Annotated in this window: 13 protein-coding genes; 9 read left to right on the top strand and 4 right to left on the bottom strand. The window is 46.2% G+C overall.

The features are described 5' to 3' along the window. Positions 1-106 precede the first annotated feature (106 nt). Complete coding sequence (gene yjeH / locus AACV20_RS12565; RefSeq protein ID WP_170907390.1) at positions 107-1384, bottom strand: L-methionine/branched-chain amino acid transporter; 1278 nt, start codon at positions 1382-1384, stop codon at positions 107-109. A 191-nt stretch (positions 1385-1575) separates the two neighbouring features. On the opposite strand from yjeH, the gene AACV20_RS12570 reads away from it, so the two are divergent. Beyond that, on the top strand, positions 1576-2190 hold the full coding sequence (locus AACV20_RS12570) for a LysE family translocator (protein ID WP_013868407.1): 615 nt from the start codon (positions 1576-1578) through the stop codon (positions 2188-2190). Positions 2191-2272: 82 nt separating this feature from the next. On the opposite strand, the gene AACV20_RS12575 is transcribed toward AACV20_RS12570, so the two are convergent. Beyond that, a complete protein-coding gene (locus AACV20_RS12575; protein ID WP_094124503.1) occupies positions 2273-2482 on the bottom strand; it encodes a hypothetical protein in 210 nt (69 codons plus the stop codon). Positions 2483-2801: 319 nt separating this feature from the next. Between AACV20_RS12575 and hcp the strand changes: the two genes are divergently transcribed. Together hcp and AACV20_RS12585 are read left to right on the top strand one after the other, a co-directional pair. After that, positions 2802-4463, top strand: a complete 1662-nt coding sequence (gene hcp, locus AACV20_RS12580) for a hydroxylamine reductase (RefSeq protein WP_170907391.1) — start codon at positions 2802-2804, stop codon at positions 4461-4463. A gap of 100 nt (positions 4464-4563) precedes the next feature. Then, complete coding sequence (locus AACV20_RS12585; protein WP_170907392.1) at positions 4564-5619, top strand: hybrid-cluster NAD(P)-dependent oxidoreductase; 1056 nt, start codon at positions 4564-4566, stop codon at positions 5617-5619. Between the two features lie 108 nt (positions 5620-5727). On the opposite strand, the gene AACV20_RS12590 is transcribed toward AACV20_RS12585, so the two are convergent. Beyond that, on the bottom strand, positions 5728-7170 hold the full coding sequence (locus tag AACV20_RS12590; protein ID WP_170907393.1) for a glyceraldehyde-3-phosphate dehydrogenase: 1443 nt from the start codon (positions 7168-7170) through the stop codon (positions 5728-5730). A gap of 515 nt (positions 7171-7685) precedes the next feature. Between AACV20_RS12590 and AACV20_RS12595 the strand changes: the two genes are divergently transcribed. From AACV20_RS12595 to copI, 6 genes are all read left to right on the top strand, one after another. Continuing rightward, entirely contained in the window at positions 7686-10352 is a 2667-nt protein-coding gene (locus tag AACV20_RS12595; protein ID WP_170907394.1) for an ATP-binding protein, read from the top strand. Positions 10353-10464: 112 nt separating this feature from the next. Beyond that, a complete protein-coding gene (locus tag AACV20_RS12600) occupies positions 10465-10881 on the top strand; it encodes a hypothetical protein (protein WP_094125608.1) in 417 nt (138 codons plus the stop codon). An 82-nt stretch (positions 10882-10963) separates the two neighbouring features. Next, on the top strand, positions 10964-12358 hold the full coding sequence (locus tag AACV20_RS12605) for a TolC family protein (RefSeq protein WP_170907395.1): 1395 nt from the start codon (positions 10964-10966) through the stop codon (positions 12356-12358). A 9-nt stretch (positions 12359-12367) separates the two neighbouring features. Continuing rightward, positions 12368-13870 carry an efflux RND transporter periplasmic adaptor subunit gene (locus AACV20_RS12610; protein WP_170907396.1) on the top strand — a complete coding sequence of 501 codons (1503 nt, stop codon included), beginning with the start codon at positions 12368-12370 and terminating at the stop codon, positions 13868-13870. Then, positions 13867-16995 carry an efflux RND transporter permease subunit gene (locus AACV20_RS12615; RefSeq protein WP_170907397.1) on the top strand — a complete coding sequence of 1043 codons (3129 nt, stop codon included), beginning with the start codon at positions 13867-13869 and terminating at the stop codon, positions 16993-16995. The genes AACV20_RS12610 and AACV20_RS12615 overlap by 4 nt, the downstream gene beginning before the upstream one ends. A 76-nt stretch (positions 16996-17071) precedes the next feature. Then, entirely contained in the window at positions 17072-17581 is a 510-nt protein-coding gene (gene copI, locus AACV20_RS12620; protein WP_306685475.1) for a copper-resistant cuproprotein CopI, read from the top strand. A gap of 35 nt (positions 17582-17616) precedes the next feature. On the opposite strand, the gene AACV20_RS12625 is transcribed toward copI, so the two are convergent. Then, a complete protein-coding gene (locus AACV20_RS12625) occupies positions 17617-18648 on the bottom strand; it encodes a LacI family DNA-binding transcriptional regulator (RefSeq protein WP_170907399.1) in 1032 nt (343 codons plus the stop codon). Between the last annotated feature and the right edge of the window lie 7 nt (positions 18649-18655).

Raw genomic sequence — 18655 nt, forward strand, 5'->3', positions numbered from 1 at the left:
TTTTTAGGCTCTCTATACTGAGAGCCTTTTATTTCGGCAAAATTTTTTATTTGCAGAATGATGCCCACTTAAGTGGGCACGGCAATACCGCAAGGTAAGCGATAAGTTAAAGCTCTTGCTTCGGCTGACTTTTTCTTGCCAAACGTTGCCAAGGTAAAGAGAGCAAAATGAAGATAGTCAGAGCATACAGCATTGACCAGCCTAAGCAGATAAATACCGCAGTGCAGAGGATCAACGAAATCGCCGCCAACAGTTTGTTGATGCCACTGAGCAATTTATAAGCGGCGAACATCGCTAACAGATAAACTAAGACAAAGATTCCATTCGCAAGTTTTAGGAAAAATTCCAGATTAAGACCAGACCATTCACCAAGCAGGCAAGAAGCCATTAATACAACTCCAACAGCAATGGTTGCATTGGCTGGGACGCCGCGGATTGAAATTCTGGCGATTGCGCTTTCTGGTCGATATTGCCTTGCTTGTGCCCACACCATGCGAGATAAGCTTTGCGTGTATAAATTGATGCTCGCAAAGCATGCAAAAAAGCCGATAAGGCTTATCACCGTTGCCAAACTGCTACCAAAAATTTGTTCGCTAAGCCAAGGAATGGAGGTGCTATCAAATTCTGCGCTGCCATACGCACCAAATTTAAGGATGACCACCGAGCATGCCCAATAGGTGATTCCAGCCACAAAGCAGCCGACAATGATCGCGATTGGAAAATCGCGCTGTGGGTTTTTAAACTCTTCTCCCATATGAGCGAACGCTTCAATCCCGACGAAACACCAGAACATCACTCCGAGTGCGGCGCCAATCGGCCAAATACTGTCCGTGCTGAGTGCGGGCATGGTTAAATCTGCAGCACCAACATTGCCTATCCAGAAAAAAGCACCAACTAATACGAAAATGCTCAGCGCAATAACGGTTTGTAACTGCCCGGAAGATTTGGTGCCCGCCAAATTGACCGCAATCAGCAACAGTACGGTTAATACTTGCGCCATCATCGCCGAGTTCAGTGGCGCAGGGAGGAGTTGTTGAGCAAAGCCTGCCGCCAATGCGACAGCGGCCGGAACGCCGACAGGGATCACGCTGACAAAAAGCCAAGCAACCGAGTGTTCCAACTTAGCGTTAAAAGCTTGGCGGACAAAGTAGGCGGTTCCGCCGGCGTTAGGGTAACGCTTACCCAGAGCGGCAAACGTCAGTGCAACCGGGCAAATCGCCACAAACAGCAGTAGCCATGCCCACAGTGAGAGCTCACCTGCAATACCAGCGGCAATCGCTGGGATCATAAATAACCCTGTTCCCATTAAAGTGGTGGAAAGTTGTCCAATACCAGACAGCAAGGTGATCTCTTGTTTTAACTTATTCACGGCTTCCGTTACCAAATATCGTTCTGGCGGTTAGCATACGCTGAAGCGAAATAATATGCATCTATCTCAGTTTGCCTATGCCCATTGGGTGCAACGGCTAACCTGCAAGATCAGGCCGTTTGGGCAGCGCCACATTCAGGTAGCGTTATGCGAGTCATTTCGTTATCGTCATTACCTTAAATCACCGAAACAACAGCGAGAAATCCATGACATTCACCGTTTGGTTATCACTATTTACCATTTGTATTTTAGGCGCGATGTCGCCAGGGCCAAGCCTAGCTATGGTGGCCAAACACAGCCTCGCTGGTGGGCGTAAAAATGGGTTTGCAACGGCGTGGGCGCACGCATTTGGTATTGGTGTCTATGCCTTCATTACCTTAATTGGCTTAGCGGTTGTACTGCATCAATCCCCCTTACTGTTTAAGACAGTAGGCTATGCAGGCGCGTTGTATTTGGCCTATTTGGGTATCAATGCATTACGTTCCAAAGGGGGCGTGGCGGCTAAATTAGAATCGGGTGAGACGGTCAGTGTGTGGCAGTCGGCTAAAGAGGGATTATTGATTTCTCTGCTTAGTCCTAAAATTGCGTTATTTTTCATCGCGTTATTCAGTCAATTTGTCGCCATCGGCAACGAACTGAGCAGCAAAGCCATTATTGTGTTAACACCATTTTTAGTGGACGGGCTTTGGTATACGTTCATCACCTTAATTCTTTCTAGCCCAATATTACTCGATAAACTGCGCGCGCGTGCCGTATTGATTGACCGTTTGTCGGGCGTAGTACTGATTGCGCTTGCCATCCGCGTCGTCATGACTCTTTAGCTAATACCAAAAAAGTGGGAGGAAATGCCTCCCGCTTCTAATGAGTTTTGCCGTGCCAATGAAAGAGCGCGAATAGAGTTGTTCATCGATAGTGTGCTTGAGTTTTTTCTTCATATTCACCTTCAATAACGTAGCCGCTTTTTGGTGTAAAGGTGTGGCGCTTGAGCTGCTTTTCTATACGTTTGCCAGTGATGATCGCCGCAATAGCGAGAGGGATTGCGAGCAGCAAACTCAGCATCAACGCGAAAAACCCTACAACCAGCGCAAATGTAGTCACAATAAATCTATTCATAATCTGTACCTCTTTCTGAATTGAAGCTAGGTTAACGCAGCCAAGATGAATCCAACATGAATGTTGCGTCTCCATTTTTTTGGAGTTGCATGGACCTTCCACAATATTGGGACGCTGGCAGACAGTTCAAACTTGAGTCATTTTGACATTTTGGTGTCTTTGTTCGTTATCTTTTTGGTAGTCAAATTGACATTATCGTTGTGTGGTTTTTTATTTATTCTTTTTAAAAACAAGTGGTTATATGTTGGCATGTATTATGCCCTAAAGGCTTCGGATAATAAGCGTGATCGACACGCCTCAAATAACTGGAGCTAAAATAATGTTCTGTATTCAATGTGAACAAACCATTCAAACCCCTGTGGCAAAAGGTTGTGCCTACTCTCAAGGCATGTGCGGTAAAACGGCTGAAGTTTCAGACTTACAAGATGTACTAGTGTATTCATTACAGGGCGTCTCTTTTTGGGCCAATTTAGGTCGAGCGTGTGGTGTGATCGATCAAGAAATTGACCAATGGGCTCCCAGAGCCTTCTTTGCCACGTTAACCAATGTCAATTTCGATCCTGAACGTATCCTTGAACTCGTTCAAGATTCCACGCAGTACCGCCAGCGTTTGGAAGAGAACGTGAGAGCTGCTGCGGTATTAGTCGGATTTGAATTGCCTGAGCTCTCTGCTGCTGCCAAATTTGAATTACCACAGACCAAAGAGGCGCTGTTGGCCTTTGCACCGATAGCAGCCGTTAACCGTGGGCGTGAAAGCTTGCATGAAGATTTGATTGGCTTGCGTTTGCTTTGTTTATATGGGTTAAAGGGTGCGGCGGCTTACTTAGAACACGCTCGCGTTTTAGGCCAAAGTGATCAAGCCGTGTACGCTGAATACCACCAAATTATGGCTTGGCTTGGCACTGATCCAACTGACCTACAAGCGTTACTCGATACGGCAATGCAAATTGGTATGGTCAATTACCGCATTATGGAGATGTTAGATATGGGTGAAACCGAAACCTTTGGTCACCCTGAACCTACGAGCGTCAATGTGAAAACGGTAGCGGGTAAGTGCATCTTGGTTTCAGGCCATGACTTGCATGATCTGGAAAAAATTCTGCAACAGACTCAGGGCAAAGGCATTAATGTCTATACCAATGGTGAGATGTTGCCTGCTCACGCTTACCCGCAGCTAAAGAAATATCCGCACCTTGTGGGCAACTATGGTAGTGCTTGGCAAAATCAGCAAAAAGAATTTGCTAACTTCCCCGGTGCAATCGTGATGACATCAAACTGCTTGCTCAACCCGAATGTGGGGCAGTATGCCGACCGCCTATTTACCCGCAGTACTGTCGGCTGGCCGGGTGTGGCACACGTTGAAGGTGACGATTTCAGTGAAGTGATCGAGTGCGCGTTAGCCCAGCCCGGTTTTAAACACGATGAAATAGAGCAACATATTACGGTTGGTTTTGGTCGTAATGCATTGATGGCGGCCGCGCCAGCCGTGATTGAACAAGTCAAACAAGGCCACATCAAACACTTCTTCCTTGTGGGAGGTTGTGATAGTGATAAATCTGAACGCAGTTACTACACTGATTTCACGGCGCAAGTGCCGGAAGATAGCCTCATTTTAACGTTGGCGTGTGGCAAATTCCGCTTCAATAAAAATCAGTTTGGTGACATCAATGGCATACCGCGTCTATTAGATGTTGGCCAATGTAACGATGCGTATTCAGCGATTCAACTGGCACTCGCACTGGCCAGTGAGTTTGATTGCGGTGTGAATGATCTCCCACTGACATTGGTTCTTTCTTGGTTTGAACAAAAGGCGATCGTTATCCTACTGACGCTACTCGCATTGGGTGTGAAAGGAATTTATACCGGCCCAACCGCACCAGCATTCCTCACCGAAAACTTGATGAAGATTTTGCAACAAGAGTTCGATCTGCGTGGGATTACTACTGCTGAGAATGATTTAAAAACAATTTTGGCTGCGTAATCGTCAGCATTAGGCTCTGCGTGTTCAGAGCCTAATGCCGCTTAAGATGTTTGAATAAAGCATGATTTGAAAAAAGTATTATATTATATGAGGGATGGGTATGTCAGCTTGGGCTTACCAAGATGTGCTTGAACTAACTTGCCGCCGAAAATGGGCAGAAACTGAGGAAAGCGTCAGTTTTGAACTGGCCTCGAAAGAAGAGAACGCCTTTCATTTTAAACCGGGTCAATTTGCAACTTTAGGCTTTGAATTACCAGAAGGCGTGGCGTTTCGTGCTTACTCCATCAGTTCAATACCACAGCAAAACTTTCTGCGCTTTACGGTTAAACGAGTAGTAGGCGGAAAGGTTTCAAACCATATTGTCGATGCATTGAGTGTTGGCGATACGGTCTCGGTGCTACAACCGCAGGGTGCATTTAACAGTGTAGATTGCGCGCCGAAACGAAAAGTGACACTGATCAGTGCGGGTTGTGGTGTTACCCCTGTGATGGCTATGGCGCAACAATGGCTGCGACAAGGCGACATTGAGATCGATTTTATTCATGTCGCCAAAAGTGTTTCCGACACCATTTATTACGCAGAGCTGCAACAACTGGCACAATGTTATCCGCAGTTTCATTTAAAACTTCTGCTCAAAGAGGCGACGGGCAGCTCGCATCAACAAGGGCGGTTGACTCAGGCTTGGTTAGTCCGATTGTGCCCTGATATTGCCGAGCGCAGTGTGTATCTGTGCGGTCCCGTTGGTTTTATGCAAGATGTTAAAAGCTACCTACAACGGCTGAATTTTGATATGGCACACTTCTTTGAAGAGAGTTTTACGCCATCAGTGTATGAAAGCGAAGTGAGCCACCACAAACAAGAGAGCTCAGATCAAGACGAGATTGAGCCTCAGGAGGTGACAGTCAGCACGCCAGCGTTTGCATCATCCGTGACCGTGAAAAAGGGCAGTTTACTGCTCGATGCGTTAGAGAAAGGTAATGTACCAGTGATTGCGGCTTGCCGAAGTGGGATATGCGGATCGTGCAAATGCAAAGTGAAGGTGGGTATAGTCGAGCGTTTGAGCACCGAAACATTAAGCGCACAAGAGATTGAACAAGGCTATGCCTTAGCGTGTTCAAGCACATTAGTTTCGGACGTTGAAATCTCATTGAACTGATCACTTCATAAAAAAGCCGCCTTATATCAAAAGGCGGCAAGCAGGGGGGGGGGTGAGATAAACACTCACTATTATTATGTTGTGGAGATAAAAACAATATTAATCCGTTTACTGGGCGGTAGTTGGGAAAGTTCGGTAACGAACGCCCATCATCTGCTCCATACAATGTACAACTTGGCCGCTGTAGCCAAATTCATTGTCATACCAAATGTAGAGCACGCAGCGGTTGTCTTGAGCGATCGTCGCTGCGCCATCAACCACACCAGCATGGCGAGAGCCAACCAAATCACTGGAGACAATTTCTGTTGAGTCGGTGTAATCAATCTGCGCTGAAAGTGGCGAGCTAAGCGCCATTTCACGTAGATATGCGTTGAGATCTTGCTTATTCACTGCATTGGCTAAGTTGAGGTTAGCTACGGCCATCGACACGTTTGGCGTGGGGACACGAATTGCATTACCGGTTAACTTACCAGCGAGTTCAGGTAACGCTTTGGCAACTGCCTTGGCTGCACCCGTTGAGGTTAACACCATGTTGAGCGATGCGCTGCGGCCACGTCGTTCACCTGAATGGAAATTGTCGATAAGGTTTTGGTCATTGGTAAAAGAGTGCACCGTTTCGATATGACCAGAAAGTACACCATATTGATCATGAATCGCTTTCAATACCGGTGTGATAGCGTTGGTGGTGCAACTGGCGGCTGAGATAATGGTGTCTTCGGGCTGAATATCAGCGTGGTTTACGCCGAACACGATATTTTTAATCTCACCTTTGCCGGGTGCTGTCAGCAGCACCTTGCTTGCCCCTTGACAATTCAAGTGTTGACTAAGCCCTTCGCTATCACGCCAAACACCGGTATTGTCGACCACTAACGCGTTATGAATACCATAGTGTGAATAATCAACCTCTTGTGGCTTATTGGCGTAGATGATTTGGATATAATTGCCGTTGGCAATAATGGCCTTGCGAGCCTCATCGATGATGATGCTGCCGTTAAACTGGCCATGAACTGAGTCACGGCGTAGCAAGCTTGCCCGTTTTTCTAAATCTCCTGCTTTACCCCCACGAACGACAATCGCTCGCAAGCGCAGTGGATAGCCCGGGCCACTTTTTTCTATCAAAAGACGAGTCAGCAAGCGACCAATACGACCAAAACCGTACAGCACCACATCCTTAGGCTCACTGAGTGTTTCACCATTCAACGCACCATTAAGCGCCGTTAGCAGGTAATCCTCAAAGCCATGTTCATCATCATGTTGTTGCCAAAATTGATGAGCAAGTTGGCCAATGTCGATACGACATGGCGACAGAGCAAGCGTGGTCAGTTTTTGTAAAATCGGCATCGTTTGCTGGGTTGAAAGCGCCTCACCTGTGTAGCGACGAACAACACGATGTGCCTTGATGATATCAATGGTGGTGGCGTTGATGAGTGTTTTTCCAAACAAAACCACTTCAACACCTTGTTGGCGATAAAGCTGACCGATGAGGGGAGACATAGATTCAGCAATCGTTTGGCTGGCTTGCCAGTCTGAGAGATGTTTCTCTGGGCTCATATTGACTTGGGACCTTTCACGTTATGTTAAGCAGTAATGTTCACAGTGTAGGGCTGGTGAACGCGTATCTTGCACGGTCATCTGTGCTGAGATACAAGTCGATGTTTATTGTTGTTTTTATGTGGCCGGATTGTAAATGTGGAATGGTTATTCTGCTAGCAAAAATAATGACGACATTTTTTACTAAAAACTAGGTAAAAATCAGCGTATTGAGTGGTTTTTGGCGGTGGTTAGAGATGTTGACAAATTCTAAAGTCGCGACTTATTTTGTGATGATAATGGTCTACTTCAAATATTTGATGTGGAATGGTTTTTCTTTTTCATAAAAATGAGATTAGATTCAAATTGTTATCTTAAAATGTGGTGAGTTTTCGGTTAATTCACCATCACGCTTATTGGATGAATCGTGACGCGGAATGCTTTCGTTACTGCGCTGGTTTTATCTTAATAAGAGCGCAGACGCATAAAATAACGTCTACTATTTAACCATTGGCTAGGATGTATTACTTCCAAGGATGATAACAATGGTAATACTTACCCACTTCTCAATTAAGGCACGCTTGTTCTTACTCTGCCTCATTCCAACACTGGTTATTCTGGCTGTGGCATGGCGTCTATTCCTCCCATTTGAAAGCCGTTTAGACACATACCATGTGTTGAACCAAAAGATTGGAGCAATCAATCAGGTCACCACCAGTTCAGCCCTTTTTTATACCTTGCTCAGTGCGAAGTTGCGCAGCGAAAATAGCGAAGACTCTCGGCCGCAGCTCAAGCAGGAGCTAGCTGAATCGCTGGATAAAATTGTGCTGGATACAGGTTCTACAAATAGTCATTTTGGGAGTAAAAGCAACCGTACATTGATAGAAAACCGTGTGCTTGACCTTCACCATTTGTTGGATGAGTTGCCGTCGGCCTCACAAAGCGAGACCCTAGAATTAGGCCGCCAAGTATTTAATCTTTTGTATGAAGTGATGGCCGAGCTGCAAAAAACCAACAGTTTTCTTGCGCCTGTTGATATTCATACCTTGGATCTGGTGTATAGCGACCTGCATTGGTTTGCATTTTGGGTGCAAAAAGAGGCGTGGTTAATCAAAGAATTAACCATGGATCAAGAGGTGTTTCAATCTCGACAAACAGAATACTTTCAAGCTGTTGAGCGCCAGCAACAATACTTCGAACGTATCATTGATAACGGTGCTCAACTCGAACAACTGATGCTGTCGTTTACGCAACCTGAATTTCTCCAAGCCGCTTTGATTCGCGAAAAAATCGTTAGTAATGAAGCCGATCCTCAAGCATTAGCTTCTTATGTCAAAAATGTGGAAGAGCGTTACTTGGCGATAGATAAACTGGTGCAAAGTGTCAACCAACACTTATCGGCTCAACTGAATGTGCGTCTCCAGCAAGAAAAAATGGGTATGTTAAGTATATCGGCATCGCTGTTAGCCGTGTTGGCGCTGCTGTTTGTGCTAGGAGCAAGTACCTCATCTCGCATCTCGTCAAAGCTCAAGCGGATTATCAATACCATGAGTCGATTGCGTGAAAAGCAGAACGGCATTGAACAGATCCCGATTGATGGCAAAGATGAGTTTTCCCGCTTTACGATCAATCTCAATCATATTATTGAGAAACAGCAACAGTACGAGAGTGCTTTGGTGGAAACAAAGGAAGCGGCAATTGCCGCTAATCGAGCCAAAAGCGCGTTCTTAGCCAATATGTCGCATGAGATCCGAACGCCTCTTAATGGCATTATCGGTATGACTGAAATATTGTCACGCAGCGAGTTTACGGGGAATGAGCGTGAAATCCTGGCCGATATTGATACCTCTTCGCAAGCGTTGCTGATCTTGATTAACGATATTCTCGATTTATCTAAAATTGAATCAGGCAACTTGGAGCTTGCTCCGCATCGCTTTGAACTCGCTGAATTGGTATACGACACGGTGAACTTGGTGAACGCGAAAGCGTTGAGCCAGCATATCGAGCTTAATATTTATCTCGACCCTGCATTACCTCGTTTTATCATCGCGGATGAATATCGTCTGAAGCAGGTCTTGATGAACTTGTTGTCCAATGCGGTGAAATTTACCAAAGATGGTTATGTCAACACGGGTTTAACCTTAGAAACGGGCGATATAACCTCGATACGTTTTGCTGTATCCGATACGGGAAGTGGTATCGATAAAGAGATGTTGAACACGATTTTTGATCCATTTATTCAAGAAGATAGCAGTATTACCCGTCGTTTTGGTGGGACTGGGTTAGGGTTGGCTATCTGCCGTCAATTAGTCGATCTGATGCAGGGTGACATTCATGTACAGTCCACTAAAGGCTTAGGTAGCTGCTTTGAATTTGTCGTCCCGATTGAGGTTGCCGAAGACCAGCCGCAAGTTGAGCCTCTTGCCATGCAGGCGTTGTTAATTACCAATATGTCTAACTACTCATCCGCTATTCGGCGTGAATGCGTTCAATGGGGAATTCAACTCAATGAAGCGCGTGATGTTGAACAAGCAGTCAAGAGTGGGCTTAGCGCCGTATGTATTTTATATTGCCAAAGCTTAAGCCACAGCGTGCAATCTGATCTCATTGCGCTACGTGAGCATTTTTCCAGTGCAAAAATAGTGGTTCTGCAGCATCACTTGTTCGTCAACAAAGACGCAATTCATCTTGCGCAGGCAAGTATCACGTTGCCTTTTTTAGGGGCGCGTTTTGAACGTGCCCTCAAAGCATTAGTGGCCGATACAGAAACGCTTTTAACGCCAGTCGAGGAGAGTCAGTTAGACTACTTAGAGTGCAATCATAAGCGTATTTTGATCGTTGAAGACAATTTGATGAACCAAAAAATCGCCAGCTTCTTCCTTGAAAAAGCAGGGATTGGTTATGTGGTGGCCAACAACGGGCAAGAAGCGGTAGATGCCATCACCCAAGGGGGACATTTTGCTGCGGTGTTAATGGACTGCATGATGCCAGTGATGGATGGCTTAACCGCGACGAAGAAAATCCGCGAATGGGAAAAAGAGCAAGGCGTTGAAAAATTACCCATTATCGCCTTAACCGCCAGCGTTTTGGAGGAGGATATTAAAAGCTGCTTTGACGCGGGCATGGATGCGTATTTGCCCAAACCTTATAAATCCAAGCAACTTTTTGATATTTTTAGCGATCTGCAAGTGGCGAACTCTTGAGAAGATAGCCTAATCGCTATTTTTATCGATTTTCGAAATTTAAATTAATTGACCTTACCCCTAGGGCAAGCTTTAGTCTGTGAGAGTTTTCAGTCAGATAGTGATATTGGATATGCAACTTTCGCTGCATACAATTTGGGTTTCCATGTTGGTGATGATGACGCTGCTTGCTTCAAGCTTAGTGTCTAGCGCACCTTTAATGGCGATCACAATGTCACCGACTTCGGCTGTATCCCATTCAGTGACTGACGATGCAAACCCGCCGCAACACTGCTCAAATATGAACGCTGCGCACCATGATTCCGATGCAAGTGACATGACTTCATCAGCGATGAGTAACGATTGTATCGATCACAGCGACCAAGGTGTTGATTCCTGTTGTAGCGTCATGTGCATGACCACGTTAGCTTTCTTTATCACTGAACACCAACCCTTCACACCTCACGCGGTTTTATTGTTGATCAATGCAGAAGCAACGCGTGGCATTGTGATGGTCGCCCGCTCACTTTACCGTCCCCCTATCGTTTAATTTCCTTTTCATTACGCCTATGGCGTGTTTGTGCGGCCTTTAACTAGGTTAGTGACTCTCTGTTGCATCTCAACCTTTTGCGATGCATGAAAGATGGAATTTTATTGTGAACCTTAAACTCTCTGTGATCGCTTGGTCGATCAGTATAGTGGGCGTTTTGTCATTCCCCTTGATGGTGAATGCAGCCCCACAAGCCGCGATGGCTCAGCCAGATTCGCATGCAAAACAATTAGCTCAGCTGATTGACGCTGCATTAGCGAATGATGCCGTCCGCAAGCAATATTTTGCTCAATCTCAAGCAATACAAGAAACTGGAATGGCCAGTTCAACCCTGATGGATCCTAAGATCAAAGTTGGCTTTGGTGGTTTGCCCATTGATAGTTTTAAGTTTGATGAAGATCCTATGACTAACATTTCTGTGGGCTTAATGCAGCAGTTTGAACGGGGTTCAAGCTTGGCATTACAAGCGAAAAAAGCAAAGCAACAAGCCACTGGCGTTGCGCTTCAGGTTAATTTACGTGAGTTGGAAGTGGCAAACAGCATGACTCAATTATGGTTAGAGTTAGGCTACCAACAACGCGCTGAACGTATCGTGCGGGCAAACCAAACCTTAATGCGTGAGCTGGCTGGTTTTATTGAAACGAACTATTCATTAGGTAAAAGCGAAGCGCAAGATCTGCTGCAAGCGCAGTTACAAGTTTCCAAGTTGGACGAAAAATTACAAGCCAATCAACAAATGCAGCAACGCATTGTGTCGCAATTATCCGAATGGTTAGGTAGCGCTTGGTTGGTTGAACAGCCTATGTTAGCCGCTGAAGAGTCAGTGAACTGGTCCCGTTTAGATGCGCAATTGGTTACGGTTAACGACAGTACCACTCACTACGCTTTGTTGGTCACTCACCCGATGGTCGGCATGGCAGAAGCGGCAATTCACACCAACCAAACGCAAGTCGAAATAGCACAAACGGCCTATCAACCTCAGTTTGGTTTGGAAGTGATGTACGCCTATCGCCAAGCAAACAGCATGCAAGGCGGACCCGCAGCCGATATGGTCAGTGCTTATCTCACCATGGATATCCCGCTGTTTACGGGGAACCGCCAAGATAGAAACCACGCTGCGGCGCAATATCAAGTGGGCGCGGCTAAATCACAGCGTGATGTTCTATTGGCGCAGATGAACGCCAAAGTGAATGCCTTATTGGTTGATAAAATGAACCTCGAACAGCGTTTATCGCGCTATCAAACCACCTTATTAACGCAAGCGAAAGCCCGCACTCAAGCGGTTGAGAGAGGCTATGAAAACAATACTTCCCAGTTTAATGATGTCGTCAGTGCCGCCAGCGATGAACTAGCGCTGCAATTAGAGCAAGTACGCCTAATGACCGATTTAAATCTAACCAAAAGTAACCTCGCTTATCTATTAAATGGGTTCGATTTTCAAGTTATTGCCCCTTCGCTTACGTCTGTAGAAAAGTAGGAGAACTCAATGAAATCATTAAACATAGCCGTACTTTCCTTAGCGATAGGTGGATTACTGGGGTTTAGCATCAATCAATACCTGTCTGGTCATTATATGGAGACAATGAACTCAACCAATGCGATGTCTGAACCGCTGTACTGGGTTGCGCCGATGGACCCAAACTATAAACGTGATAAACCGGGTAAGTCACCGATGGGGATGGACCTCATCCCTGTGTACACCGAATCGCCGACGCAAGCACAAGAGAAGAGTGGCACGGTGACCATCAGTGCTGCGGTCGAAAATAACTTGGGTGTGAAAACGGAACCCGTGGTGTTTACGCAGTTATCTCCACGTATTGAGACAGTGGGCTACATTGCATTTGATGACAGTTTATTGTGGCAAACGAACGTTCGCGTTGCCGGTTGGGTTGAAAAACTGAACATTAATGCGGTTGGAGAGCAGGTTCGTAAAGGCGATGTCTTATTTACGCTCTACTCACCGGAGCTGGTTAAAGCGCAGGAGGAGCTGTTAAATGCTCATCGAGCCAGCCGTGAAAGTTTACTGAAAGGCGCAACCGAGCGTTTGGTTTCACTGGGGGTTGATCGTGCACAGATCAGACAGATTATCGCTCGAGGCAAAGCCACTCAATCGATAGAGGTCAAAGCCATTGCTGATGGGGTGATTGCGAGTTTGAATATTCGCGAAGGGGGTTACTTATCGCCAGCGCAAGCGGTGATAAGCGCAGGTCCTTTAAACGAAGTGTGGGTTGATGCTGAGGTATTCGAGCGCCAAGCACATTGGATTACGTCGGGTAGTTTAGCGTCAATGACACTGGATGCTATTCCCGGCAAGGAGTGGCAAGGGAAGATAGATTACGTCTATCCCATTTTGGATCCGAAAACCCGAACGCTGCGTATGCGTTTGAAATTTCTCAATCCGAAGGGGGAGTTGAAGCCTAACATGTTCGCCAACATCGCTTTGCAGCCCGTATCGCAACAAGCGGTGCTCACCATTCCTAAATCAGCAGTCATTCATTCGGGCGGCATGACGCGAGTCGTACTTGCTGAAGGAAATGGCAAATACCGTTCAGCAAGGGTTGAAGTTGGCCGCGAAGCAGGCGAGCGCCTTGAAGTTTTACAAGGGTTAACGGAGCAAGACACGGTCGTCACGTCGGCACATTTTCTGTTGGATTCAGAGTCGAGTCAAAGTGCTGATTTATCACGTATTAATGGAGTGAAAGCTGCCAATGAAGCTTGGTTAACGGGAGACATCAGTACGCTTATGGCTGATTTCGGGATGCTCACACTTAACTATAAACCGGTAAGCAAATGGGGCTGGCAAGCGGGGCAGATGAACTTCACGGTTGAGGAGGAGTTTGATCTCAGCTTATTTGCTGAAGGGCAAAGGGTTCGATTTCTAGTGGCAAAGCAGGGTGACGAATATGTACTAAAAGCACTGGAAGCGAGTGAGCAGGCAAGTAGTGAGACGAACATTACCGCCGCAGAAACGTTAGGAGGTCAACAATGATTGGTGCGATTATTCGTTGGTCGATCAATAACCGTTTTTTGGTGTTGGTGGCGGCTCTGTTTCTCACTTTGGGCGGACTTTACAGTGTAAAGAACACACCTGTTGATGCTTTACCGGATCTCTCAGATGTGCAAGTGATCATCAAAACCAGCTATCCCGGCCAAGCGCCGCAGGTAGTGGAAGATCAGGTCACTTACCCGCTCACAACGGCGATGCTTGCCGTTCCGGGGGCAGAAACGGTCCGTGGCTATTCATTCTTCGGTGATTCCTACGTCTACATCATCTTTGATGATAAAACCGATATGTATTGGGCTCGCTCGCGGGTATTGGAATATCTAAGTCAAGTGACGCCAAAACTGCCACCCAATGCCAAACCAACCTTGGGGCCGGATGCGACAGGGGTTGGCTGGATCTACAGTTATGTACTGCAAGATAAAACCGGCCAACACGATCTTGCGCAGCTACGCAGTTTGCAAGATTGGTTTTTGAAGTACGAGCTGCAAACGGTGAATGGTGTCTCCGAAGTGGCTACCGTTGGCGGCATGGTTAAGCAGTATCAAGTGCAAATTGATCCGGCAAAGCTACGCGCTTATAACCTGACTTTGCAACAAATCAATGCGGCGATCCAAAATGGTAACCAGGAGTCGGGAGCGTCAGTGATTGAGGTTGCGGAAGCCGAACACATGGTACGCACCAGCGGCTATCTGACTAGCATTGATGACATTAAAGCGCTACCACTGAAAGTGACCGATAAAGGAACGCCATTATTGTTGGGTGATGTGGCGGATATTAACCTTGGCCCACAAATGCGTCGTGGTATTTCTGAATTTAACGGTGAAGGAGAAGCGGTTGGAGGTGTGATCGTGATGCGTTTTGGCGAAAATGCTAGCCAAGTGATTGATGACGTCAAATCGAAATTGACTGATCTTCAACGCAGTTTACCGGAAGGTGTCGAAATTGTTGCCACTTATGATCGTTCAACCTTGATCAATCAAGCCGTTGAAAACCTTTGGCATAAGCTAGCAGAAGAGTTCATTGTCGTTGCGGTCGTGTGTGCGCTGTTTTTATTCCATATCCGCTCATCACTAGTGATTGCTTTGAGTTTGCCCGTGGGCATTCTATCGGCGTTTATTGTGATGCACTGGCAAGGTATCAATGCCAACATCATGTCACTTGGGGGGATCGCCATTGCTATCGGTGCTATGGTCGACGGGGCGATTGTGATGATCGAAAATGTGCATAAACATATTGAACGCACCCCACTGACCGACAAAAATCGCTGGCAGGTGATTGGTAAAGCCGCTGAAGAAGTCGGTGCGCCACTATTTTTCTCACTACTTATCATTACGTTAAGTTTTGTGCCCGTCTTCGCACTCGAAGGCCAAGAAGGCAAGATGTTCTCGCCATTGGCGTTCACTAAAACCTATGCCATGGCCGCTGCGGCAGGTTTAGCGATCACGCTCGTCCCTGTTCTTATGGGCTATTTTGTGCGTGGCAATATTATTTCCGAGCACAAAAATCCTATCAATAAAGGGCTTGTAGCACTTTATCGTCCACTACTCAACCTGAGTTTGCGTTATCCCAAAAGCATGATTGTATTGGCTTTGGCATTAATGGCTTCCGCTTATTACCCAATGAGCAAATTAGGCAGTGAGTTTATTCCGCCATTAGATGAAGGCGATCTCATGTACATGCCGACAACCTATCCGGGGATCTCGATTGGTAAGGCGCGTGAGCTATTGCAGCAAACCAATAAACTCATCAAAACCGTACCAGAGGTCAAAACCGTGTGGGGCAAAATGGGGCGTGCAGAAACCGCAACCGATCCCGCGCCCTTAACCATGATTGAAACGGTGATCCAACTTAAACCTCGCGATCAATGGCGTGAAGGCGTAACCACAGAATCGCTACGTAAGGAATTTGACAGCTTAGTGCAATTTCCGGGGTTAACCAACGCGTGGGTGATGCCAATCAAAACACGCATCGATATGTTAGCTACAGGGATCAAAACGCCGATTGGTATCAAGATAGCGGGTCCCGATCTCAAACAGATTGAAACCATCGGTGCGCAACTTGAACCTATCCTTAACCGCGTTCAAGGCACGGCATCGGTTTATGCTGAACGTGTGGCTGGTGGACGTTATGTAACGATAGACATCAATCGGTTACAAGCGGCGCGCTATGGGCTAAGCATTAAAGATGTGCAACAAGTGGTTTCAACCGCAGTGGGGGGCATGAATGTAGGGGAAACCATTGAGGGGTTAGAGCGTTACCCGATCAATGTACGTTACCCGCAAGATTACCGTGATTCGGTAGTGAAGCTGCAAAACTTACCTTTGGTGACTCAAAACGGTGCACGTTTGGCCTTGGCCGATGTGGCTGATATTCGCTACGAAGACGGCCCGCCGATGATCAAAACCGAAAACGCACGGCCAAATGGCTGGGTCTTTGTCGATATTGATGGACGCGATCTCGGTTCATATGTGGCAGAGGCGCAACAAGCGGTAGCGGAGCAATTACAGCTGCCAGCGGGATATTCTCTCGTATGGTCTGGTCAATATGAATACATGGAGCGAGCAAAAGCACGCTTAAGTGTTGTCGCACCGATCACGATCGCAATCATTATGTTGCTACTCTATTTCAGTTTCCGGCGAATCGGAGAAGTGTTGATCATTATGGCGACATTACCGCTGGCGATGGTGGGTGGCGTGTGGTTGATGCACTACCTTGGCTACAACTTTTCAATCGCCGTGGGGGTGGGCTTTATTGCACTTTCAGGTGTTGCGGTAGAAATTGGTGTGATCATGCTGGTTTATTTAAACCAAGCTTGGCACTACAAAAAAATTGATGCGCAAGAAAATGGTGCGGTCATTGACAGCCAAGATCTCATCAATGCTATTGGCGAAGGAGCAGGGCAGCGCGTGCGCCCAGTCATGATGACGGTACTGACAGTTATTATTGGCCTGATCCCGATTATGTATGGCACGGGAACTGGTTCGGAGGTAATGCAGCGCATTGCCGCCCCCATGATTGGAGGCATGGCTTCAGCACTATTGCTCACATTATTGGTTCTACCTGCGGTATTCAAGTTATGGAAAAACCGTGAAATCGCAACACTCAAATAGCGTGCAGCTGGCAAAGTAAAAGCTAAGCACTAATCGGAAAATAAAGAGTAACTGAATGAATTTAAGGAAAATCAAAATGAAAAAAACACTAATCACACTTTCACTGGCGTTGTTCACTTCTTCTGTCATGGCTGAAATGGATCATAGCAAAATGGATCATGGCAGCATGGTGATGAAGCAAACAGACACGATGAACATGGCGATGGATGACATGTCAGAAGTCGGCATGCCTGCTAAAGGAGCAAAACCCGATAAAGTGGTGCATGTTTTACTCTCGGATGACATGAAAATCACCTTCAAAAAAGAGGTCAACATCGAACCGAATGACGTGGTGCAATTTGTTGTCATGAACACGGGCAAAATTGACCACGAATTTTCGATTGGTTCAGCCGCCGAGCAGCTAAAACACCGAGAAATGATGCGCCAAATGGGCAATCATAAACACGATGGCGGCAGTACCGTCACCGTGGCACCGGGTAAAGCGAAACAACTGTTATGGCACTTCCATGGTGATAATAATGTTGAGTTCGCCTGCAATATACCCGGCCATGCTGAAGCTGGGATGATTAAGAAAATTCAGCTGTAAGCCTGTAAGCCACCTTGTTGATTGCGACAAGGTGATCACGGACAAACAGTACTAGCTCGTTTTTGTAACTGGAAGCCAACGTTTGTTGATTCCAGTTCAAGTGTTTGTTCTTTGATTTGTTTTAATAAGCGCTCAGCGGCCAAAAGACCAAGCTGTTCATAATTGACATGAGCGGCACTAATGGCTGGAAAAGCATACTGACAAAGAGATGATCCATCCAAACAGATGATGGCCATTTCCGTAGGAACTTTAATCAGCCTACGCTGACACTCGAATAATACTCCCAGAGCTATTTCTTCGTGGCTACATACCACAGCATCAAGCGTTGGGTCCCTTAATAACAATTTAGAAATTCCTTCCTTACCTAAGTGTGCAGAGGGAGCTTCATGAGTTGTTAGAAAGTGATCAGGTGCTTGGTAGTTATCAATTAATGCGCTTTGCCAACCCCGCAGTTCATTTCTTAGAACGGAGTGGTGGCTACGTGCTCCAATAAACCCTATATTTTGATATCTATTTTCAATGAGATGTTGAGTACATTGTTTGCCAACCTTGTAGTAATCAACGCCGACATTCAGATACGTTGATGATTCATTCAACTCAGCAATTTCAATGACGGGAATGTTAGCGCGTTGAAGAAGTTGGTGACTTTTTGAACTGTGCTCACTCCCGAATAGCACAACAGCTGCTGGTTGACTTTCCAAGAAAGTGGCTAATAGTTTCTCTTCATTATCAATGGAATAATCACTATAACCGAGCAATAACTGGTATCCCTGACGGTTAAGCGAATGTTGGAAATTGGGTAAAAACACAGCGCAAGATTTTTCAATTAGCGATGGGATGATTAATGCTATTGAATAGTTTTCGCCAGATGCTAAAGCGCCAGCTGCTTTATTTGGGATATAACCTAGTTCTTCAACAACAAATTCTATTTTTTCTCTTAGTTTGCTAGAAACAAGCTCAGGTGTTCTTAATGCTCTTGATACCGTCATTGTGCCAACACCCGCCTTAGCTGCGACATCGGCAATGGTAACCTTTCCCGTGCTTCTACGTTTTCGCGATTCGCTCATATTTATC

Origin of the sequence: Vibrio sp. B4-6, assembly GCF_963888245.1 — a bacterium.
In the GTDB taxonomy this organism is placed as follows: Bacteria; Pseudomonadota; Gammaproteobacteria; order Enterobacterales; family Vibrionaceae; genus Vibrio; species Vibrio anguillarum.